The sequence below is a fragment of the Corallococcus silvisoli genome (genome assembly GCF_009909145.1).
In the GTDB taxonomy this organism is placed as follows: domain Bacteria; phylum Myxococcota; class Myxococcia; order Myxococcales; family Myxococcaceae; genus Corallococcus; species Corallococcus silvisoli.
Genome location: NZ_JAAAPJ010000012.1, coordinates 131888 through 150744, shown reverse-complemented (window position 1 = coordinate 150744; position 18857 = coordinate 131888). Strand labels below are relative to the sequence as shown.

The window sequence follows — 18857 nt, the reverse complement described above, 5'->3', positions numbered from 1 at the left end:
TGTCCGAAGCACGCCGTCACACATGCGGACGCGGCTCGCCGCCTCGGCGGCCGCGTCCGTGCTGTTCCTCCTGGCCTGCGCGACGCCCGCGATGACGGTGCTCAACGCCGGCGGTCAGAAAGAAGAGGAGATGTGGGGGGCGGTCCTGCTGCTCATGGGCTGGCTCGGCGCGTTCACGTTCCAGCTGGGCTGGTACGCCAATCCCCTGTTCGCCATCACGCTGGTCCTGCTGCTCATGGGCAAGGACCGGGGAGCCATCTGGACCGGCGTCGCCGCGAGCCTCCTGGGACTGTCCTCGCTGAGCTGGTACTTCAATCCCGTGCCCGCCAACGAGGGCGGGGGCCAGGACCTCAACCTGCTCTACCCGTCGATCGGCTTCTACCTTTGGATGTTCAGCCTCTTGCTGGGCCCCATCACCGCGTACGAGCTGTCACAGCGGGATGCCGCTGCCCGAGCCGCTGTCCCCCCACCCACCGCCGCGTGACCGCCTCGGTTTGGAGGATCCGGAAGACATGGCCACCACATGGCTTCGGCGCGAGGAGAAGTCGACACGCTGGCGAGTGATGCCGTTCCTGACGCCGCTCTTGTTGTTGGGGGCGGCGCTGTTGTTCGCCCCGTTCCCCCAAGCCCTGCGTGGATATCAGGGCAGCCCGCTCGTCTCCGTCACGGGAGTGGCCCTCGTGATCTCCGGGGTCGCCATCCGGTCGCGCTCGCTCCAGGCGGCCCGGCTCCTGTCCGCGCTCTCGCTCATCCTCGCCGTCCCGGTGTTCCTCTTCTTCCATTCGGAGACGGCCCAACTCCGCGGGCTGTACCGCCTGCACGCCGTGGCGACCGAGGCCTGCCAGTCCGCGCGCGAGGATCCCTCGCTGTCATCCGAGGCCGTCTTCGAGAAGGCAGCGCGGCTCGCGGGGCTGGATCCAAAGAGGTCCTCGCATCTTGGCCTCAGGTGCGAGGACCCAGGGTCTCGGACCTACACCACCGACGGCTTCGACCCGCGATGGGGGCTCTCCGCGGACGGTGTGCTGCACTGACTCATGAGGCCGCGTCGTCGTCCGGTCCCGAGGCCGGTCCCCGCACCGCCGTGAGCAGCAGGTCGTACTTGCCTCCCAGGTACGTGCGGAAGCCGTGCTGGTGCAGATAGCGGCGGTAGAACGACAGGTCCTTCACCAGCAGCGACAGGTCCGGCTCGCGCAGGTTGCGCACGCGCGCGCCGTACACGACCTCACCGTCGCGGAAGCGTGAGTTGGGGAAGCCCAGCACCAGCGAGGCCCGGGGCTCCAGGTGCTCCTGCACCAGCCTGCGCAAGAGCGCGTGATCATCCACTCCCGGGCTCTGCAGCGTGCCCACCGACACCACCGCGTCGAAGCGCCCCAGGTCCGCGGGCAGCGCGTTCAGGTCCGCCTGCACGAAGGCATGACGTGCGTCCGGGAACGCCGCCCGTGCCTCCGCGAGCGCGCTCGCGCTGTGGTCCACGCCCACGAAGCGGACGCCTTCCACCGCCTCGAAAGCGGCCAGCTCATCTCCTCGGTTGACGCCCAGGTCCAGCACCCGCGCGCCCGGTGGCAAGGCCAGCCGCCCCACCGCGTCCAGCCACGGCAGTAGGAAGCCCGCGTCCTCGAACTTCCGCACCCGGGCGAAGTCGGACGCGGAGCCATAGCGCTCCCGCGGTGACTCCGTCCGCTCCCCTCCTCCGGCGTGCCACGGGGCCTCCGCGCCCAACGGCTCGAACGTGAGCCTCACATGCGTGGCATCCACGCCTCGTGGCGTGCGCAGCCGACACGACAGCCCCTCCGCCAGGTCGCACCAGCTCCGCAGCGGCCGGTGCACGAGCCCACCCTCCACGCGCTCTCCTGCATAGCGTCCGGGGCCCAGGTCCGGATCCGGCACTTCGATGGACGCGGTGCCCGACACCAACGCCGCCTCCAGGTGGCGCAGCACGACGACCAGGGGCTCGGAGTGGAAGCGACGGGGGCTTTCAGCAGGGGGGCGCGACGACATGCCCCCCACCCTATCCAGAAGTCCGGCGCGTGGCTCAGGGGGACTCCACCACGATCTTCCCGAACGCCCCCCGGCCCAGGTGCTCCAGGGCGGCGGGCAGCGCCTCCAACGGATAGCGCGCGTCGATGACCGGCTTGAGCCCCATGGAGTCCACCGCGCGGACCAGCGCCTCCTGCGCCCGCCGGTGCCCCACGTTGATCCCCCGGATGGTCGGCTCCTTCAGCAGGAGCGGTCCGGAGGGGCCCGTCACCGAGAAGCCTTCGAACACGCCAATCACGGAGATGGTGCCGTGCAGCGCCACCGCTTCGATGGAGCGCCCCAGGTTCGCGCCACCCGCCAGCTCCAGGATGTGGTCCACGCCCCGATCCGCGGTGAGGCGGTACACAGCCTCCACCCAGTCCTCACGCGTCCGGTGGATGACGTGCGTCGCGCCCAGCGCCTTCGCGCGCGCCAGCTTCTCGTCGCTCCCCGACGTCACGATGACCTCCGCCCCCTGCGCGCGCGCCAACTGCAAGCCGAACAACGCGACGCCGCCCGTGCCCTGCACCAGCACCGTCTGCCCCGGACGAACCGGGCCGTATTCGACGAGCGCGGTCCACGCCGTCAGCCCCGCGCACGGCAAGGTGCTGGCCTCGCCCGCGTCCAGCGTGGCCGGAGCCTTCACGAACCAGTCCTCCGGAAACGCGACGTACTCCGCGAGGACCCCCGGATATGCACCGCCCAGCGTCTTGTACGGAGGCACGCGCGCCGTCCCCAGGGCCGGTCCATCCAGGCGCCCCGGCGAGAACGTGGAGATCACCCGCGTCCCCACCTCGAAGCGCGTCACCCCAGAGCCCACGGCCGTCACCACGCCCGCCAGGTCCGAGGCCGGCGTGAAGGGGAAGGTCAGCGGCAGGCCCATTCCGGATTCGATGACGCGCAGGTCGCGGTAGTTCAGCGACACCGCCGCCACCTTCACCAACACCTCACCCGGTCCCGGTTCCGGAATCTCCACCGTCCGCGGTCGCAACCGGTCGCGCCCCAGCGCATCCAGCTCCCAACGCCTCATCGTCGCAGTCCCCACGCGCCACTCCTTTGCAGCAGGTTCGCGAAGGAAGATATTGGCGACGTGCCTTCGCCGGTGGCGACAAGAACTCCCCTCACTGTCGCCGCCAGGGCGACAATGGACGAACCGTGAGCGATCCCCTTCAGGGTGTGTCCGTCTTCGTGGAGGCGGTGGAGGCCGGAGGCTTCTCCGCCGCCGCCGTGAAGCTCCACCTGTCGCGCTCCGCCGTGGGCAAGACGGTGGCCCGGCTGGAAGAGCGGCTGGGCGTGCGCCTCTTCCACCGCACCACGCGCGCGCAGAGCCTGACCCAGGATGGACAGGTCTTCTACGAGCGGTGCCTGCGCGCGATGAACGAGCTGCGCGCGGGCCAGGCCCTGCTGGAGTCCGGCAAGCAGGAGGTCTCCGGGAGGCTGCGGGTCAGCGCGCCCGTCCTCTTCGGCCGTCGCTGCGTGGCGCCCATCCTGCGCGACCTCGCCCGCGCGCACCCGAAGCTCGAGCTGGACCTGTCGTTCAATGACCGCCTCGTGGACCTGCTGGAGGACGGCTTCGACCTCGCGATCCGCAATGGCGGGACGCGCGGAATCGTCGCGGGCGACGGCCTCACCAGCCGCCGCGTCAGCTTCCAGCGCATGAGCGTGTGCGCATCCCCCAGCTACCTGCGCAAGCACGGCACGCCCCGCACGCTGGAGGCGCTGGCCCGCCACGAAGCCCTCGCCTACGTCCGCGCCGGGAAGACGCGCACCTGGCTGTTTCCCCAAGAAGATGGCTCGAACGTGGAGGTCGTCCCGCGGGCACGCCTGCGCTTCGACGACCTGGAGGCCATCGCCGACGCGGCCGTCGCGGGCATGGGGTTGGCGTGGCTGCCCTGCTGGCTCATCCGCGATGACGTGCGCGACAAGAAGCTGGTGCGCGTCCTGACCGGCCACCCCGGCCTCTGCTTCGACGTCCATGCGCTCTGGCCCACGACGCCCCACCTCCCCGTGCGCGTGCGGGTCGCCATCGACGCGCTCGCGGAGGGCCTGCCAGCGTTCGTCAAGTGAGCGTCGCCGCGCTCACACGGGCGCGGGAACGCGGCGTGCCTGGAGCTGCTCCCAGACGAAGGCGAGGAGCAGGAACCCGCCGCCCACGCCACACACGCCCCACCAGCCGGCGTGGTCCCACGCGATGGCGGAGAGCGCCGAACCGCAGGCACCGCCCGCGAAATAGAAGATCTTGTAGAGCGTGTTGAGGCGCGTCTGCGCGGACGGATGCAGCCGGTACAGCTCCGTCTGGTTGGAGACCGTGGCGGCCTGGGCCCCCAGGTCCAGCAGCACCACGCCAGAGATCAGCCCGGCCCACAGCGTCCCGAACGCGGCGAAGACCCCGAAGGCCGCGAGCATCGTGAGGATGCACGCCCGGACGATCCTTCGCGCACCGACGCGCTGCGCATGACGCCCCGCCACGTTCGCGGCGAGCGCCCCCACCGTCCCGATGAGGCCGAACATCCCAGCCGTGCCGGGCCCCTGGTGGTACGCGTCACTGCTCAAGAAGAACGCCAGCGACGCCCAGAAGGCGGAGAGCGCGGCGTACATCAGGGCCCCCGTGAGCGCGATGGCCCGGAGCCCGGGAAGATCCCTCAGCAGCTCCCACAGCGAGCGCAACAGGCGCGGATAGGTCAGCCGCGTGGAGGACTCGTAGCGGGGCAGCGACAGCCGGAGCGTCATCCCCAGCCCCAGCATCGTCGCGCCGGCCGCGAAGTACATCCCACGCCAGCCCAGGTGCGTCGCGACGAAGCCGCTGAGCGTGCGGGAGAGCAGCACGCCCACCAGCGCGGCGCTGAGCACGAGGCCCAGGTTCCGGCCCCGCTCCTCCGCCGAGCTGAGCGCCGCGACGAAGGGGATGAGGATCTGCACCAGCACGGAGGACAGGCCGATGGCGACACAGGCGACCAGGAACAGCGGAAACGTCGGCGCCAGCCCCGCCGCGAAGAGCGCCACGGCCGCGAACCCGAGCATCGTCACCAGCAGGCGGCGCTTCTCCAGCGCGTCGCCCAGCGGCGTCAGGAACAACAGCCCCGTCACGTAGCCCAGCTGCGACACCATGGGCACGGAGCCCACCGCGGAGGCGGACCGGTCGAAGGTGCGCGCGATGACGCCCAGCAACGGCTGGCTGTAATAGATGTTGCCCACCGCGAGGACGGTCGCCGTGGTCATCGTCCACAGCAACCGGCGGTCCATCTGCTCGGCCTGGACGTGAGGCACGGCGGCGATGACGGCGCTGGACGGGCTCTCCATGCACCATGCCTAGCGCGCCCCCACCCATACTTCCAATATATCCTGGGTCTGGAACCCAGACCTGGAGGGTATGGACCATGGAGCTTCGCCACCTGCGGTACTTCGTCGCGGTCGCGGAGGAGCTCGGCTTCACCCGCGCCGCGCGGCGGCTGCACATCGCCCAGCCGCCGCTCAGTCAACAGATCCGCAAGTTCGAGGCCGAGCTGGGCGGCGCGCTCTTCGAGCGGATGGGCCGCACGGTGGTCCTCACGAAGCTTGGGCGCGACCTGCTGCCAGAGGCGCGCCAGCTGCTGGAGAGCGCCATGCGGTTCCAGGAGCGCGCGGCGCGGCAGGCTCGGGGGGAACAGGGCGCGCTGATGCTCGCGCTCATCTCCTCGTTCGCGACGCCCCGCTTCACCGCGATGCTCCGCGCCTTCCAGAAGAAGGCGCCGGACGTCCACATCGAGCTCAGCAACCACCCTTCCGCGTGGCAGCTGGAGGCGCTGGAGCGGGGAACCCTGGACGTCGGCATCCTGCGTCCTCGCGAGCGGATGCCTCCGAACGTGGTGTTCCAGCTCCTCCGGCGGGAACGGCTCCGGCTGGCGGTGCCCTCGCGGCATCCGTTCGCGAAGCGGAAGTCGGTCCCCTGGACGGAGCTGCGGGGCGAACCGCTCATCCTCGTGGAGGCGGGCGTGGCCCCTCCGGACTACTACGCGGCGTTCTTCGAGCGCCTTCGCGACGCGGGAGTCGAGCCCTCCGTGCGGCAATCCGTGCAGAACGTCGCGACGAAGATCTGGTTCGTCTCCGCGGGCCTGGGCATCGCGCCCCTGCCGCACACGCCCGACACCGAACACCACTCCGGCGTGGTGTTCATCGACCTGCCAGCCGATGCGCCGGTGACGGACACCGTCATCGCGTGGAGGAAGTCGGGCGGCACGCCCGCCCTGCTCCGGTTCGTCGAGTTCGCGCGCGAATCGTTCGCCGCGCGCTGAGCGCTACGACACGTCCTCGCCCACCGCGCGCCGGATGTTCGACAGCTTGTCCGGATTGCGCGTGATGTAGATGGCCACGATGCGGCCGTCCTCGATTCCGAACGCCGTCGTCTGGAAGACGCCGTCCGCTTCCAACGTGACGAACGCAGGCAGGCCGTCGATGACGCCCTCGTGGATGAGCCGGGACGCGTTCACGCCCGTGCGGCGCACCAGCCCCTCGAACAGGCGCACGCTCTTCTCCATGCCATGGATGGGGTTGAGGGCCGCCTTCGCCTTGCCGCCGCTGTCGGAGTACACGACGACATCCTGGGCGAGCAGCGCCTGGAGCGCGTGCGTGTCGCCGCTCCGGGACGCGGCATAGAACGCCGAGGCCAGCTCCCGGCCCTGGCCCTCCGTCACGGGGAAGCGCGGCCGGGCCTCGCGCACGTGGGTCCGCGCCCGGCTGGCGAGCTGGCGGCAGGCCGCGGGGTCCCGGTCGATGGCCTTCGCCACCTCCTCGAAGTCCATGCCGAACACGTCGTGCAGGAGGAACGCGGCGCGCTCCAGCGGGGACAGGCGCTCCAGGGCCATCATCAGGGTCAGCGTCAAGTCGTCACCCTCCACTGTCTCGATGATGGGCTCTGGCAGCCAGGTGCCCACGTACTCCTCGCGCCGGACGCGCGCGGACTTCAGGACGTCAAGGCACAGGCGCGTCACCGTGCGGACGAGCACGGCCTCGGCGTCCCGCACGGCGGCGCGGTCCGCCTGATGCCAGCGCAGGTACGCCTCCTGGACCACGTCCTCCGCCTCCGCGACGATGCCCAGCATCCGGTACGCGATGCGGAGCAGGCGGGGGCGGAGCGGGTCGAAGGCGTCCGCGGGGCTCGCGTCAGGCGGCTTCACTGCGCGTGGCCACCGGGTGCAGGGCACGGAAGCCGATGGCGATCCGGTTCCAGGTGTTGATCTGTCCAATCAGCAGGGTGAGCTTCACGATCTCCTCTTCGGTGAAGTGCGGCTTGAGCGCAGCGTAGTCGGCGTCCGGCGCGTGCGTCTGGGAAACGAGCGTCAGGGCCTCGGTCCAGCCCAGCGCCGCCCGCTCGCGCTCGGTGTAGAGCGGCGACTCGCGCCAGGCGTCCAGCAGGTAGATGCGCTCCTCGGTCTCCCCGCGCGCCCGGGCGTCACGGGTGTGCATGTGGATGCAGTAGGCGCAGCCGTTGAGCTGCGAGGCGCGGATCTTGACCAACTCCATGAGGCGCGACTCCAGCCCCAGTCCAGCGACCTTCTCGCTGAACTCGAGCATGACCTTCAACGCCTCCGGCGCGACCGCCATGGGATTCATCCTGACCTTCATGGGTGGCTCCTCTTTTCCGAGCAGGGGGAATCGCCTGCTCCACCCCCAGGACGACGCGGCGGGGGCGGCGTGTGACATCGCCCTTCAAAAAGTGAAAATGCTCCTCAGGAGGCGCACCCGATGAAGACGGTGACGGATGTGGAGACGCTTGAAGGCCTGTACGGGTTTCCCACAAGGCCCTCCGTCCTCAAGGAGGTGGACCACCTCCACCCGGCGTACCGGCCCTTCATTGAACGCTCGCCGTTCGCGGTGCTCGCCACGTCAGGGCCGGACGGCCTGGACGTGTCCCCCCGGGGCGACCCCGCGGGCTTCGTCGTCATCGACGACGTGCACACGCTGCTGCTCCCCGACCGGCGCGGCAACAACCGCGCCGACTCGTTGCGCAACATCCTGACGAATCCGCACGTCGCGTTGCTCTTCTTCGTCCCCGGCGTCAACGAAACCCTGCGCGTCAACGGCCGGGCGAGCATCGTCATCGAACCGTCGATGCTGGAGCGCTTCACCTTCGAGGGAAAGCAGCCACGCTCCGTGCTGCGCGTCACGGTGGAGGCCGTCTTCTTCCAGTGCAGTCGCGCGCTGATCCGCTCCGAGCTCTGGAATCCGGCCCGGCACGTGGCCCGCCACGAACTCCCGAGCAACGGAGCCATCCTCGCGGCCCTCAGCGAGGACACCTTCGACGGCGACGAGTACGACCGCGAGCTCCCGAAGCGCGTGAAGTCGACGCTGTACTGAGCCTCAAGCGCTGGCGTCGAAGAGGGTGGCCTTGCGCACGCGCACCCTCAGCGGTTGCCCGGCGCGCACGCCGTCCAGCGCGGGACCGACGACGCGCAGGAACGCATCCCCCACCGGGAAGCGGTACTCCGCCGAGTGCCCCAGGAACAGACGCGCGGAGAGGACGAGCGGCGTGCCGGACTCCCCCAACTCCAGGTCCTCCGGCCGCACCACCAACGTCCCAGGCCCGGAGCGCGCCCCCACTTCCGTGGGCAGCTCGAACGAGACCTCCGCCCCCGCGCAGTGAAAGACCCCGGCGCGAGTGTCACCCCGCAGCACGTTCGCGCCCCCGACGAAGCCCGCGACGAAGGGAGTCGCCGGCTGGCGATACAGCCGCTCCGGCGTGTCCACCTGTTCGATGACGCCGCGGTTCATCACCGCGATGCGGTCCGACAAAGCCAGGGCCTCGCCCTGGTCGTGCGTGACGAAGACGAGCGTCGTCCCCAGTCGGGCGCGCAGCGCGGCGATCTCGGCGCGCAACTCCTCGCGCAGTGCCACGTCCAGGTTCGACAGGGGCTCATCCAGCAGCAGCACGCGCGGGTCCGCGACCAGCGCCCGCGCGAGCGCCACGCGCTGCAACTGTCCGCCGGACAGCTCATGCGGCATGCGCGCCGCGAACGCCTCCAGCCGCACCCACCGGAGGGCTTCGCGCACGCGCGCCGCCACCTCGTGCCGGGGCACCTTCCGAAGCACCAGGGGATAGGCGACGTTCGCTTCCACGCTGCGGTGAGGCCAGATGGCGTAGCTCTGGAACACCATGCCCAGGCCGCGACGCTCGGGGGGAACACGCACGCCGGGGCCGGCCACCAGCTCGTCACCCAGGCGGATGGTGCCGGCGTCCGGATGCTCCAGCCCGGCGAGCATCCGCAGCGTCGTCGTCTTCCCGCACCCCGAGGGGCCCAGCAGGGAGACCAGCTCGCCCTGCCCGACCGTCAGGCTCAAGCCCCGCACCACGGGGGGCCCGCCGTACGCCTTGACCAGCTCCTCCAGGACGATGGCCGCCATCACCGCACCTCCGGCACGCGGCGCCGCGCCCACGCGAGCACGGCCTGTCCCGCCACCACCAGCACCACGAACGCGCACGCCAGCACCGCCGCGGCGGCGGGATCCGCGTAGCTCTGCAACTCGAACAGCAGCGTGCCCAGCACCTCGGAGCCCGCGGGCACCAGCAGCACCGACAGGGTGATCTCCGTGGCGCACGCGAGGAACGCCAGCACGAACGCCACCGTGAGCGCGGGCCGGAGCAGCGGCAACGTCGCGTCCAGGAACGCCCGCGTCGGCCCCGCGCCGCCCACCCGCGCCGCCTCCGCCAGGGAGGGGTCCACCTGAGCCAGGGCCTCGGTGCCGTTGCGCTCGCCCAGGGCCAGGTACTTGCCCACGTAGCCCACGAGCAACAGCCACGGGGTGTTCGCCAGGGCCAGCACGAACGCCACCCGCTCCAGCACCACCAGCCGCCAGTCCCGCGAGAACGCCACCAGCAGCGCCAGCGCCAGCACCGTGCCCGGCACCGCGTAGGGCCACACGGCCATCGCCTCCACCACCGCGCCGCCCCTCCGGAAGGACCGCCGCAGCAGCGCCCCCGCGAGCCCCAACCCCACGATGAGTCCCCCCGCCCCCGCCGCGAGCAGCACGCTGCGCCCCGTGGCGCGCAAGGTGCGCGCGTCCCACAGCACACCGGACCAGTGAGACAAGGTCAGCGTGTCCCAGGCCAGCGAGGCGCCAAAGCTGCGTTGCAGCGAGGTGAGCAGGATGGCGGCCAACGGCAGCACCACCAGCGCGCCCCCCAATGCGCCCACGCCCAGGAGCGCCCAGCGCCGCCATGCCCCCAGCGCCAGCGCGCGCGGAGACACGCCCTTGCCCGCGCTCAACCGCACCCGGCCGCTCCGGCCCAGCGCCCACGTGAGGCCCAGCGCCAGCGGCGTCAGCAGCAACAGGAACGACGCGAGCACGGACGCGCGAGGCAGGCCCTCCTCGCTGCCCAGGAGCACCAGCTCATAGATGCGCGTGGTGAGGACGCGCGTGGGCGGCGACGCCGAAACGCCGAGCAGGTACGGCACGCCAAAGGAGGACGCGGCCATGAGGAACACCATCACCGCTCCCGAGAGCAGCGACGGCAGGACCAGGGGGAGCGTGGTGCTCACCAGCGCGCGAAGCGGCGTCGCGCCGGACACGCGGGCAGCCTCCTCCAGCGAGGGATCCACGCGCCTCAGCGCCGCGGCGCCCGCGAGCAGCACGAGCGGCAGCCCCGAGAGTCCCTCCACGAACGCGATGCCGCCCGCGCCATAGACATCGAACACATCCGCGCCCAGCAGCCGGTTCAGGTAGCCCGCGCGCGGGCTCGCGAGTGACAGCCACCCCATGCCCCAGATGAACGCCGGGATGGCGGAGGGCAACGTGAAGAGCACCGTGAACGCGCCGCGAAGGGGCAGGTCCGTGCGGAACAGGAGGAAGGCCAGCGGGGCCCCCAGGCCCAGCGCCCACGCCGTCGCGCCCAGCGAGATGCCCAGCGTGTTCACCAGCGCCAGGGACTCCGCCGCGACCATCCCTCCCATTCCACCCGTCGCCGCCCCCACACCCCGAGCCAACAGCGCCGCGACCGGCCCCCCCGCGAAGAGCAGCAGCGGAACGGCCCAGACAGACAGCGCGAGCCACCGCCCCCAGCCGCGTCCCGTCATCGCGCGAAGGCCCGGCTGAAGGCTTCCTTGATGTCACCACCGTGCAGCAGTCCCTGCTCCAGCAGCACCGGGGTCCACGCCCGCGCGCGGCCCAGCAGGCCCTCCACACCGGGCCCGCCACGCGGTCCGTCCAGCCGCGGATCCACCGCGTTCATGTCGCCCGTCTCCACGATGATGCGCTGCCCCTCCGGCGACAGCAGCACGTCCACCAGCGCCTTCGCCGCCACCGGGTTGCGCGTCGACGCGAACACCGCCACGGGGCCAGGGATGACGACCGCGCCGTCCTCCGGCCAGACGACCTCGATGGGGCTCCCCTTCGCCTTCGCCGCCAGCGCGTTCTCCAGCAGCAACACGCCCGCGTCCGCCTCTCCGCTCTCCACCTTCTGAAGCACCGCCGCGTTGCCTCCGGCCACCACCGCGCCCCTCGCCCTCAGGCCCGCGAAGTACGCATCGCCGTGCTGGGCCCGCAGGAACACCGCCCAGGTGAACGCCGTGCCCGACGTGAGCGGATCCCCGATGGCCACCTTCCCCGTCCAGCTGCCATCCGTCAGCGCGGCGAAGGACCTCGGCGCCGTCCCCGCGCCCACGCGGTGCACCAACACCATGGTGGACAGCCGCACCGCCGCGTACCTCGCATCCAGGTCCATCAGCGAGCGAGGGACCCGCAGCGCGTTCACGGAGGCATAGCGCAGGAAGGCGCCGTCCCTCGCCAGCCGCTCGTACAGGAAGGGATCCGACGTCATCAGCAGATCCGCGCGCACCGCCCCCGCGGCCCGCTCCGCCTCCAGGCGGCTGGCCACCTTCTCACTGCCCGCCTGGTACCAGTGCACCTGGATGCCGGGCAGCCGCTCCTTCAACAGCGGCTCCATCGCATCCAGCACGTGCCGGTACATCGACGTGTAGACCCACACCTCGCCCGAAGGCGTCGCGGCCTGCGCCATGGCGACACCGCCCGATGGCGCGGCGGATTCGATGCGGCACGCGGCCAGGAGGAGCAGCGCGAGGACGGAGCCCACGCGGAGGAGGGGGATGCGCATGCGGGTGTCGATTATGCGGCACATGCGCTCCTCGCACACCCACCGCGCATCGGGAGCCCCCGCGCTCGGGCCGACACGGTGCTGAAACAATCGCCTCCGTGTCTTCCTGGAAAATCAAGCCAAAACAGGCAAAATGGATGCTCCCCCAACCCGGAGCACTCATGCACCGCCCCCTACGCGCTGGCCTGATCACCACAGGACTCCTCACCCTCCTCTCTGGCTGTTCGCCGGAGCCGGAGGCCACGCCCGTGGAGGCGGAGGCCTACGGCCGGACGCAGCAGGGCGAGCGCGCCTACGATCCGGGCGCGGGGTGGACGTTGTCCTGGCAGGACGACTTCACGGGCACGTCGTTGAACACGGGTGCGTGGACGGTGCTCACGAGCAACTGGGATCCGCTGCTCAACAACTGCAACTTCGGCACGGGCGAGCTGGAGTTCCCGCGTGCGCAGAACGTGTCGGTGAGCAACGGCAAGTTGATCATCACGGCGGAGCGCACGGGGGACAACCCCACGGACTCGCACTGCCCGGGCAACTACCGGTCGTTCTATTCCGGCCGCATCCACACCAAGGGCAAGGTGGAGGGGCGCTACGGAAGGATCGTCGCGAGCATCAAGGTTCCGCCGGGCTACGGCATGTGGCCGGCGTTCTGGACGCTGGGCTCCAACCTCACCAGCGCGGGCTGGCCGGGCGCCGGGGAGATCGACATCCTGGAGTGGAAGTCCACGGAGCCCACGTGGATGAAGTCCGCGCTGCATTGGTACAACGGCGGCAACGCGGACTGGGGCACGGGCGCGAGCCGTGGCGTGGACCTGTCGCAGGACTTCCACACGTATGAGGTGGAGTGGAACGCGAACACCATGGTGTTCCGCCTGGACCGCGACTTCGTCTCTACGGCGACCTTCAACCACAACGAGACGGAGTTCCAGCAGCCGCACTTCCTCATCCTCAACCTCGCGCTGGGCGGCGTCTGGTACGGCAACCCGTCGCCGGACGCCATCGACCTGCCCTGGGGCGCGCGCAAGACGATGGAGGTGGAGTGGGTGCGCTGGTACCAGCCCGGCGGCGCCCAGTCGCTGGGCCTGACCAACGCCGGCTTCGAGCAGGGCATGACGGGCTGGGCGACCTGGAGCCCGGACGGCACGGGCGCGGCGGCGTACTCGGAGACGTACAACGGCGGGCACTCGGGCAGCTACCACCTGACGCACTGGACGGCGAGCTCCCCCTTCGAGGCCTGGACGTACCAGACGAAGTCCGGGCTCGCGGCGGGCTCCTACAAGCTGCGCGCGTGGTTCCGCAAGGGCGGCACCTTCGACTTCGCGCGCTTCCAGGTGAAGACCTGCGGCTCGTGCGCGGCGGCCATCACCAACCTGGGCACGTACGGCAACTACACGCTGGTGGAGACGCCCGCCGTCACCGTCCCGGACAACGGCTACCTGGAGTTCGGCTTGCACAGCAAGGCGACCGTCCACGACGCCTCCAGCTTCATCCACATGGATGACGTGGAGCTGATCAAGCTGTAGGCGTCGCATCCCATCCGCGCGCGCCGGAGGCGCAACCGGCGCGCGCGGCTTCGAGGCCGGCTCAGCGGGGAACGAGGATGAAGTCGTCCACGTACAGCGTGCCCTGGTTCGCTCCTGAGTCGTCCATCACGTAGAGGTCATCCACCGTGCCGGACGTCGCGCCCAGCGCGCTCAGCGGAATGGAGACCTTCTGCCACGTCCCCGCCGCGATGGGGTGGCCCAGCGCCGTCGCCAGGTTCATGCTGCCGCGCGGCGTGGAGCCATTGTAGAGCGCCAGCCGCACCTGCTGACCGCCCGTGGTGCCGCCGTGCACCCAGAGGTCGACGGACTGGTACAGCGACAGGTCCAGGCCCGCGTGGTGGAACATCAGCGCCTCCCAGAAGTCCGGCTCGAACCCGATGGCCGTGGCCCCGGAGTGCACCGTGACGGACTGGTCCAGGTCGTGCGTCGCCCAGCTCCAGTCCTGGAACCCGCTGCCCATCGCGTCGTCGTAGACGACCGTGCCCACGGAGACCGGTGGCTCCGTGACGCCGTCCGTCAGCGCCAGCCCTTGCGCGACGGTGACGGTGCGGATGCCGGTCGACCGCACGTAGTCGAGGATGCTGGTGAAGTTGGAGGTCTTGTATTGCGTGTCGCGCGTGGGCGTGCCGCTGGTGAACTCATGGAAGAGGATGATGAGCCAGCTCTTCTCCGCGATGGCCTGGTTGATCCATCCCTTCACCGTCGCCACCGTCACCGCGCTCGAGACGTCGTTGGCGCGCAGCTCGTAGATGACCGTGTCGCGGAAGTTCCGGCCCGCGTTGATGGTGCGGTGGCTGGCGTACTCCGGCTTCAGCGCGGCCATCACGGTCGCGTTGTAGGCACCATAGGGTGAAGCGAAGTCCTTGCCACACGCCGGCCCCACGTTCGTGGACAGATACACCCGCGAGTCATGCAGCTCCGACGTGAGCTGCGCGGGCGTCAACGTGGTGAGATCCGGGTGCGTGCGGGTGTGGCTGGCGATCTCATTTCCCTCCGTATGGAGCGTCCGCACCTGCGCGAGGGTCAGGTAGCCACCCCACCCCTGCGCGATGGCGTCGGTGACGAGGTAGTAGGTCGCGGGAATGCCTCGCGAGTTGAGCGCGGGCCGCGCCGCCGTGTACTGCGTGCTCCAGCCGTCATCCAACGTGATGGAGACCATCCCTTCCGCGAACGGCGATGCGGCAAGGGCAGACGAAGTGCAAAGCAGCGCCGCGGCGCAGAGCGCGCGGGACGACGGATTCATCCAGGCCATGTCCGATTCCCCCTGTGAGGATTTCTCAGGATAAACGCGCTTCACGCGTAAAACCCAGGCTTCGCTTCCCGGCACTCGAGGACGACCCGCGTGTTAGAAGGCGACCCGCCCATGAGTCTCTTCCGCCTCCCCTCGCTGCTCTGCGTGGTGCTCGCACTCGCGGCTGGTTGCCAACGCTCGGCGCCCCCTGCGTCGGAGTCACAGGCGCGGCGGATCATCTCGCTGTCGCCGTCCCTCACGGAGACGCTGTTCGCGCTGGGCGCCGGCGCGGAGGTGGTGGGCGTGTCCGACTACACCACCCTGCCCGAGGGGGCTCCCGCGCTGCCTCGGGTGGGCACCACCTTCACCCCCAACTTCGAGGCCATCGCGCGGCTCAAGCCGACGCTGCTCGTGGACCAGCAGGTGAAGCAGGCTCCAGCGGAGGCGCTGTCCGCGCTCGCGCCGCTGAAGGTGCTGCCCTGGCTGTCGCTTCCGGAGGTCGTGGCGAGCGTGAAGGAGCTGGGCCGGCTGAGCGGACGTGAGCCCCAGGCCGCGGCGCTGGCGGAGCGGCTCCAGGTGACGCTGTCGCGCCCCGCGCCGAAGGACGCGCCACGCGTGCTGCTGGTGCTGGGCGACGTGGCGGGCACGCTGTCGGAGGTCTGGTACATGAAGCGCGCGTCGCTTCACGGCGCCGCGCTGGAAGCCGCGGGTGGGCGCAACGCCGTCGCGGAGGACAAGCTTGGGCCGCCCAACCTGTCGCTGGAAGGGGTCATCGCGCTCAATCCGGACGCGGTGCTGGTCCTCATCAACGCCCCCGCCCTGGACGCCGAGCAGCAGGCGCGCGTGCTCACCCAATGGAAGCAGCTCACCGGACTGCGCGCCGCGCGAGAGGACCGGGTGCGGCTGGTCATCGGCCCCGACGTGCAGTCCACCGGGCCCGCCATCCTCGACGTCGTCGACCGGCTCCACGCCGCCCTGGGCACCCTGCCCTCCGCGCCATGACGGCCGGCCTGACGCTGGAGGCGGTGACGGTGCGAGCGCGCGGGCGGACGCTGCTGGATGGCGTGTCGCTGCGCGTGACACCGGGCGACTTCGTGGCCATCGTCGGGCCCAACGGCGCCGGAAAGTCCACGCTCCTGCGGGTGGCGCTGGGCCTGCTCCAGCCGGACGCGGGCCATGCGCTCGTGGACGGACAGGACGTGGCGAAGCTCGCTCCCCGTGAGCGCGCGGCGCGGCTCGCGTGGCTGCCCCAGCGGCTGGAGGCGGCGGAGCCCATCACCGCGCTGGAGCAGGTCGTCTCCGCGCGCTACCGCTTCCCCGAGTCCCGGCGCGCCTCCGAGGCGGCGGCGCACCAGGCGCTCGCGGAGGTGGGGGCCGCATCGTTCGCCCTGCGGCCCATCACCGAGCTGTCGGGCGGCGAGCGGCAGCGCGTGGCGGTGGCGGGGTTGCTCGCGCAGGAGACGCCGCTGGTGCTGCTGGACGAGCCCGCCAACTTCCTGGACCCCGCGCAGCAGCTGGACCTGTACGCGCGCATGGGTCAGCTCTGGCGCGCGGGGCGCGGCATCCTCTGCGTGACCCATGACGTCAACGTGCTCGCGCACACCCATGCGCCCGGGACGCCCGCGCCGCGCGTGGTCGGGCTCTTCCAGGGCCGCGTGGCGTTCGACTCGCGCCTCGATGCGCCGGACCTGGGCGAACAGCTGGGAGCGTTGTTCGGCGTGAGGATGCACGGCATGCACGTGGAGGGACACCGCGTCTTCGTGGGCCTGCCCCGGAGCGGAGGCACGCCGTGAAGCCCTGGGTCCTCGTGGCGCTGTGCGTGGCCGCTTGCCTCGTGGCGCCGTTCATCGGCCCGGGCTTCTCCGCGGATTCGGCGGACTTCATCTTCTGGCAGCTGCGCGTGCCCCGCACGCTGATGGCCATCCTGGTGGGCGGCACGCTGTCCCTGGTGGGCGCGGTGTATCAGTCCCTCTTCGCGAACCCGCTGGCCGCGCCGAGCACCGTGGGCACCACGGCGGGCGCGACCCTGGGCGCGCTGGTGGCCATCATCCTGGGGGCTCGACTGGCGCCTGGGGGACTGCCGCTCATCACCGCCGCGGCCTTCGTGGGGGCGCTGGGCGTCAGCCTGGTGGTGGCCGCCATCGCGGCGGGCCGGCGCGTGCGGATGAACGACGTGGTGCTCGCGGGCATCGCCTGCTCCATGGCCGCGGGGGCGATCGCCACCGGATTGCAGTTCTCCGCGGACTCCGCGGAGCTGATGGCGGCCACGCTCTGGTCGCTGGGCCACCTGCCCCAGGTGGGCTATTCGGGCGTGCTGCTGCTGACGCCGTTCGCGCTCGTCACCGTCGTGGGCCTGCTCGCCCTCACCCGCGCACTGGAGGTGTTCATCGCCGGCGAGGAGCACGCCGAGTCCCAGGGCGTCCCCGTCCGCCGCGTCCGCACGGTGGCCATCGGCCTGGGGGCGCTGGGCGTCGCCGCGTGCGTCGCCTGGTGCGGCCCCATCGCCTTCGTGGAGCTCATCGTCCCGCACCTCGTGCGCCGCACTCTGGGCGTGAGTCGCCGCGTCCTGCTGCCCGGCTCGGTGGTGGTGGGGGCGGCCTTCCTCGCGTTGTGCGATGCGTCGGCACGGGTGATCCTCCCCGGGCGGGAATTGCCCGTGGGAGTGGTGACGGCCGCCCTGGGCGCGCCCCTGCTCGTCTCCCTGGTCGCGCGCGGCCGCTCCTCCTGAAGTGAAGTGTCCGGCCCTGGCCGCCCGGGGGGAGGCCGGGCCCTCAGGACACGCGGCTCACGAGTCGAGTTCGGGTATATTCCGCGGCACGTGGGGCCCCCGGACGTGGCGTGCCCCCTGGAACTTCACGAAAGGCTTTGAGCATGAAGCGACTGGGTAGCGTGGGTTTGATGCTGGGTGTGCTGACCCTGGGCGGGACCTTCGGCTGTGCGGACGAGAAGGAGGAGAAGGCCAAGGAGCACCGCGTCAAGGGCACCAACTTCCTCGCCGACAAGAACTACGCGGAGGCGGTGAAGGAGTACGAGGAGTCGCTGAAGATCGACCCGAACCAGGAGAAGGTCTGGGAGAAGAAGGCCTTCGCGCACATGCAGGCGGGCCAGACGGACGCCGCCGCGCAGGCCGCGCTGAAGCTGGTGGACTTCGCGAAGACGCCCACCGAGAAGGCCGACGCCTACCGCAACATCGCGGCGATGTACGCGAAGAACGGCCCGCTGGAGAAGGCGGAGCAGTACTTCCAGGAAGCGCTGAAGATCAACCCGAAGGACACCGACGCGCTCAGCTGGATCGCGGAGGTCCACTCGCAGCGCGGCGGGGCTCGCTCCATGGCCGCCCCGGCCGTCCCGGAGGAGTTGGAGAAGGCGCTGAAGACGTATGACGAGGTCCTCGCCATCAACCCGGACTCGCCCAACACGTACCTCAACAAGCGCATCGTGATGGCCAAGTACATGGAGCACGAGAAGGCCCTGCGCGACGCCGCCGAGCAGGAGGCCGTCGAGGCCGCCACGCCGCCCAAGGCGGAGAAGGGCAAGAAGCCCGTCGTGGATCCGCAGGCCGCGGAGCGCGTCGCCGCCGCCAAGGCCAGCGCCGCCGCTCACGCCGCGCGCATCGAGGAGCTCCAGGTCCAGTTCAACGAAATGACCAAGCAGTTCGGCGAGGCGACCAAGCGCGCCAAGGCCGCGCAGGCCACGGCCAAGTAGTCAGTCGGGCCCGGGGACGGGGCGGCCTAGCGCCGGCCTCGTCCCCCTCCGAAGAGGGCCAGGAGCACGCCGCCCACGAGCGCGGCGCCGCCGCCCGCGACGTAGTACGTCGTCTGTTCGGTGTTGCGGCCGGTGATGAGCTCCGTCGCGCGTTCGGTGAGCGAGTCCCGCGCCTTGAGCCCGGTGAACAGCAGCACTCCGCCCGCCACGGCGAGCATCAACCCCACGATTCGCACAGCGCCCACACGGCCTCCTTGAGAGGAACGGCTGCGAGGCCGGC

20 protein-coding genes are annotated in these 18857 nt (G+C 70.8%); 10 read left to right on the top strand and 10 right to left on the bottom strand.

What is annotated here, in order from left to right:
- The first annotated feature begins 22 nt into the window (after positions 1-22).
- Complete coding sequence (locus GTY96_RS24025) at positions 23-484, top strand: hypothetical protein (RefSeq protein WP_161665935.1); 462 nt, start codon at positions 23-25, stop codon at positions 482-484.
- A gap of 28 nt (positions 485-512) precedes the next feature.
- Positions 513-1031 carry a hypothetical protein gene (locus tag GTY96_RS24020; protein WP_161665934.1) on the top strand — a complete coding sequence of 173 codons (519 nt, stop codon included), beginning with the start codon at positions 513-515 and terminating at the stop codon, positions 1029-1031.
- Between the two features lies 1 nt (position 1032).
- On the opposite strand, the gene GTY96_RS24015 is transcribed toward GTY96_RS24020, so the two are convergent.
- The gene (locus tag GTY96_RS24015; RefSeq protein WP_161665933.1) at positions 1033-1998 is read right to left on the bottom strand and encodes a class I SAM-dependent methyltransferase; all 966 of its coding nucleotides are present in this window, start codon (positions 1996-1998) and stop codon (positions 1033-1035) included.
- Between the two features lie 34 nt (positions 1999-2032).
- Positions 2033-3046 (bottom strand): zinc-dependent alcohol dehydrogenase family protein, encoded by a 1014-nt coding sequence (locus tag GTY96_RS24010; protein WP_161665932.1) that lies wholly within the window; start codon positions 3044-3046, stop codon positions 2033-2035.
- Positions 3047-3171: 125 nt separating this feature from the next.
- Between GTY96_RS24010 and GTY96_RS24005 the strand changes: the two genes are divergently transcribed.
- Positions 3172-4083: a LysR family transcriptional regulator gene (locus GTY96_RS24005; RefSeq protein WP_143905072.1), complete on the top strand. Its 912-nt coding sequence runs from the start codon at positions 3172-3174 to the stop codon at positions 4081-4083.
- Between the two features lie 12 nt (positions 4084-4095).
- Here the strand turns inward: GTY96_RS24005 and GTY96_RS24000 are convergent, their stop codons facing one another.
- Positions 4096-5316 carry an MFS transporter gene (locus tag GTY96_RS24000; protein WP_161665931.1) on the bottom strand — a complete coding sequence of 407 codons (1221 nt, stop codon included), beginning with the start codon at positions 5314-5316 and terminating at the stop codon, positions 4096-4098.
- Between the two features lie 77 nt (positions 5317-5393).
- Between GTY96_RS24000 and GTY96_RS23995 the strand changes: the two genes are divergently transcribed.
- On the top strand, positions 5394-6287 hold the full coding sequence (locus GTY96_RS23995; RefSeq protein WP_161665930.1) for a LysR substrate-binding domain-containing protein: 894 nt from the start codon (positions 5394-5396) through the stop codon (positions 6285-6287).
- A gap of 3 nt (positions 6288-6290) precedes the next feature.
- On the opposite strand, the gene GTY96_RS23990 is transcribed toward GTY96_RS23995, so the two are convergent.
- Together GTY96_RS23990 and GTY96_RS23985 are read right to left on the bottom strand one after the other, a co-directional pair.
- Positions 6291-7169 (bottom strand): sigma-70 family RNA polymerase sigma factor, encoded by an 879-nt coding sequence (locus tag GTY96_RS23990; RefSeq protein WP_143905069.1) that lies wholly within the window; start codon positions 7167-7169, stop codon positions 6291-6293.
- Positions 7156-7617: a carboxymuconolactone decarboxylase family protein gene (locus GTY96_RS23985; protein ID WP_143905068.1), complete on the bottom strand. Its 462-nt coding sequence runs from the start codon at positions 7615-7617 to the stop codon at positions 7156-7158. The genes GTY96_RS23990 and GTY96_RS23985 overlap by 14 nt, the downstream gene beginning before the upstream one ends.
- Positions 7618-7737: 120 nt before the next feature.
- On the opposite strand from GTY96_RS23985, the gene GTY96_RS23980 reads away from it, so the two are divergent.
- Positions 7738-8349 carry a pyridoxamine 5'-phosphate oxidase family protein gene (locus GTY96_RS23980; RefSeq protein ID WP_143905067.1) on the top strand — a complete coding sequence of 204 codons (612 nt, stop codon included), beginning with the start codon at positions 7738-7740 and terminating at the stop codon, positions 8347-8349.
- Positions 8350-8352: 3 nt separating this feature from the next.
- On the opposite strand, the gene GTY96_RS23975 is transcribed toward GTY96_RS23980, so the two are convergent.
- The 3 genes from GTY96_RS23975 to GTY96_RS23965 are packed head-to-tail and all read right to left on the bottom strand — an operon-like array spanning position 8353 to position 12100.
- Positions 8353-9393, bottom strand: coding sequence for an ABC transporter ATP-binding protein (locus GTY96_RS23975; RefSeq protein WP_201756334.1), 1041 nt, complete (start codon positions 9391-9393; stop codon positions 8353-8355).
- Positions 9393-11063 carry an ABC transporter permease gene (locus GTY96_RS23970; RefSeq protein ID WP_161665928.1) on the bottom strand — a complete coding sequence of 557 codons (1671 nt, stop codon included), beginning with the start codon at positions 11061-11063 and terminating at the stop codon, positions 9393-9395. The genes GTY96_RS23975 and GTY96_RS23970 overlap by 1 nt, the downstream gene beginning before the upstream one ends.
- Positions 11060-12100: an ABC transporter substrate-binding protein gene (locus tag GTY96_RS23965; RefSeq protein ID WP_161665927.1), complete on the bottom strand. Its 1041-nt coding sequence runs from the start codon at positions 12098-12100 to the stop codon at positions 11060-11062. The genes GTY96_RS23970 and GTY96_RS23965 overlap by 4 nt, the downstream gene beginning before the upstream one ends.
- 161 nt (positions 12101-12261) lie before the next feature.
- On the opposite strand from GTY96_RS23965, the gene GTY96_RS23960 reads away from it, so the two are divergent.
- Entirely contained in the window at positions 12262-13620 is a 1359-nt protein-coding gene (locus GTY96_RS23960; protein WP_161665926.1) for a glycoside hydrolase family 16 protein, read from the top strand.
- Positions 13621-13681: 61 nt separating this feature from the next.
- On the opposite strand, the gene GTY96_RS23955 is transcribed toward GTY96_RS23960, so the two are convergent.
- The gene (locus GTY96_RS23955) at positions 13682-14800 is read right to left on the bottom strand and encodes a polysaccharide deacetylase family protein (RefSeq protein WP_235685813.1); all 1119 of its coding nucleotides are present in this window, start codon (positions 14798-14800) and stop codon (positions 13682-13684) included.
- 204 nt (positions 14801-15004) lie between these two features.
- On the opposite strand from GTY96_RS23955, the gene GTY96_RS23950 reads away from it, so the two are divergent.
- The 4 genes from GTY96_RS23950 (at position 15005) to GTY96_RS23935 (ending at position 18577) form a co-directional block, all read left to right on the top strand.
- On the top strand, positions 15005-15874 hold the full coding sequence (locus tag GTY96_RS23950; RefSeq protein WP_143905061.1) for an ABC transporter substrate-binding protein: 870 nt from the start codon (positions 15005-15007) through the stop codon (positions 15872-15874).
- The gene (locus GTY96_RS23945) at positions 15871-16665 is read left to right on the top strand and encodes an ABC transporter ATP-binding protein (protein WP_143905060.1); all 795 of its coding nucleotides are present in this window, start codon (positions 15871-15873) and stop codon (positions 16663-16665) included. Before GTY96_RS23950 ends, GTY96_RS23945 begins: the two co-directional genes overlap by 4 nt.
- A complete protein-coding gene (locus tag GTY96_RS23940) occupies positions 16662-17600 on the top strand; it encodes a FecCD family ABC transporter permease (protein ID WP_143905059.1) in 939 nt (312 codons plus the stop codon). Before GTY96_RS23945 ends, GTY96_RS23940 begins: the two co-directional genes overlap by 4 nt.
- Before the next feature lie 143 nt (positions 17601-17743).
- Positions 17744-18577 carry a tetratricopeptide repeat protein gene (locus GTY96_RS23935; RefSeq protein ID WP_143905058.1) on the top strand — a complete coding sequence of 278 codons (834 nt, stop codon included), beginning with the start codon at positions 17744-17746 and terminating at the stop codon, positions 18575-18577.
- 26 nt (positions 18578-18603) lie between these two features.
- On the opposite strand, the gene GTY96_RS23930 is transcribed toward GTY96_RS23935, so the two are convergent.
- Positions 18604-18822 (bottom strand): DUF3185 family protein, encoded by a 219-nt coding sequence (locus GTY96_RS23930; RefSeq protein WP_186002049.1) that lies wholly within the window; start codon positions 18820-18822, stop codon positions 18604-18606.
- Between the last annotated feature and the right edge of the window lie 35 nt (positions 18823-18857).

What these genes read in the sequence shown, in the direction of transcription:
- GTY96_RS23980 (WP_143905067.1), top strand. Translation starts at nt 7,738, where the DNA reads ATGAAGACGGTGACGGATGTGGAGACGCTTGAAGGCCTGTACGGGTTT.
- GTY96_RS24025 (WP_161665935.1), top strand. Translation starts at nt 23, where the DNA reads ATGCGGACGCGGCTCGCCGCCTCGGCGGCCGCGTCCGTGCTGTTCCTC.
- GTY96_RS23960 (WP_161665926.1), top strand. Translation starts at nt 12,262, where the DNA reads ATGCACCGCCCCCTACGCGCTGGCCTGATCACCACAGGACTCCTCACC.
- GTY96_RS23970 (WP_161665928.1), bottom strand. Translation starts at nt 11,063, where the DNA reads ATGACGGGACGCGGCTGGGGGCGGTGGCTCGCGCTGTCTGTCTGGGCC.
- GTY96_RS23935 (WP_143905058.1), top strand. Translation starts at nt 17,744, where the DNA reads ATGAAGCGACTGGGTAGCGTGGGTTTGATGCTGGGTGTGCTGACCCTG.
- GTY96_RS24015 (WP_161665933.1), bottom strand. Translation starts at nt 1,998, where the DNA reads ATGTCGTCGCGCCCCCCTGCTGAAAGCCCCCGTCGCTTCCACTCCGAG.
- GTY96_RS24010 (WP_161665932.1), bottom strand. Translation starts at nt 3,046, where the DNA reads ATGAGGCGTTGGGAGCTGGATGCGCTGGGGCGCGACCGGTTGCGACCG.
- GTY96_RS23965 (WP_161665927.1), bottom strand. Translation starts at nt 12,100, where the DNA reads ATGCGCATCCCCCTCCTCCGCGTGGGCTCCGTCCTCGCGCTGCTCCTC.
- GTY96_RS23950 (WP_143905061.1), top strand. Translation starts at nt 15,005, where the DNA reads ATGAGTCTCTTCCGCCTCCCCTCGCTGCTCTGCGTGGTGCTCGCACTC.
- GTY96_RS24020 (WP_161665934.1), top strand. Translation starts at nt 513, where the DNA reads ATGGCCACCACATGGCTTCGGCGCGAGGAGAAGTCGACACGCTGGCGA.
- GTY96_RS23985 (WP_143905068.1), bottom strand. Translation starts at nt 7,617, where the DNA reads ATGAAGGTCAGGATGAATCCCATGGCGGTCGCGCCGGAGGCGTTGAAG.
- GTY96_RS23975 (WP_201756334.1), bottom strand. Translation starts at nt 9,393, where the DNA reads ATGGCGGCCATCGTCCTGGAGGAGCTGGTCAAGGCGTACGGCGGGCCC.
- GTY96_RS23995 (WP_161665930.1), top strand. Translation starts at nt 5,394, where the DNA reads ATGGAGCTTCGCCACCTGCGGTACTTCGTCGCGGTCGCGGAGGAGCTC.
- GTY96_RS24000 (WP_161665931.1), bottom strand. Translation starts at nt 5,316, where the DNA reads ATGGAGAGCCCGTCCAGCGCCGTCATCGCCGCCGTGCCTCACGTCCAG.
- GTY96_RS23955 (WP_235685813.1), bottom strand. Translation starts at nt 14,800, where the DNA reads ATGGTCTCCATCACGTTGGATGACGGCTGGAGCACGCAGTACACGGCG.
- GTY96_RS23945 (WP_143905060.1), top strand. Translation starts at nt 15,871, where the DNA reads ATGACGGCCGGCCTGACGCTGGAGGCGGTGACGGTGCGAGCGCGCGGG.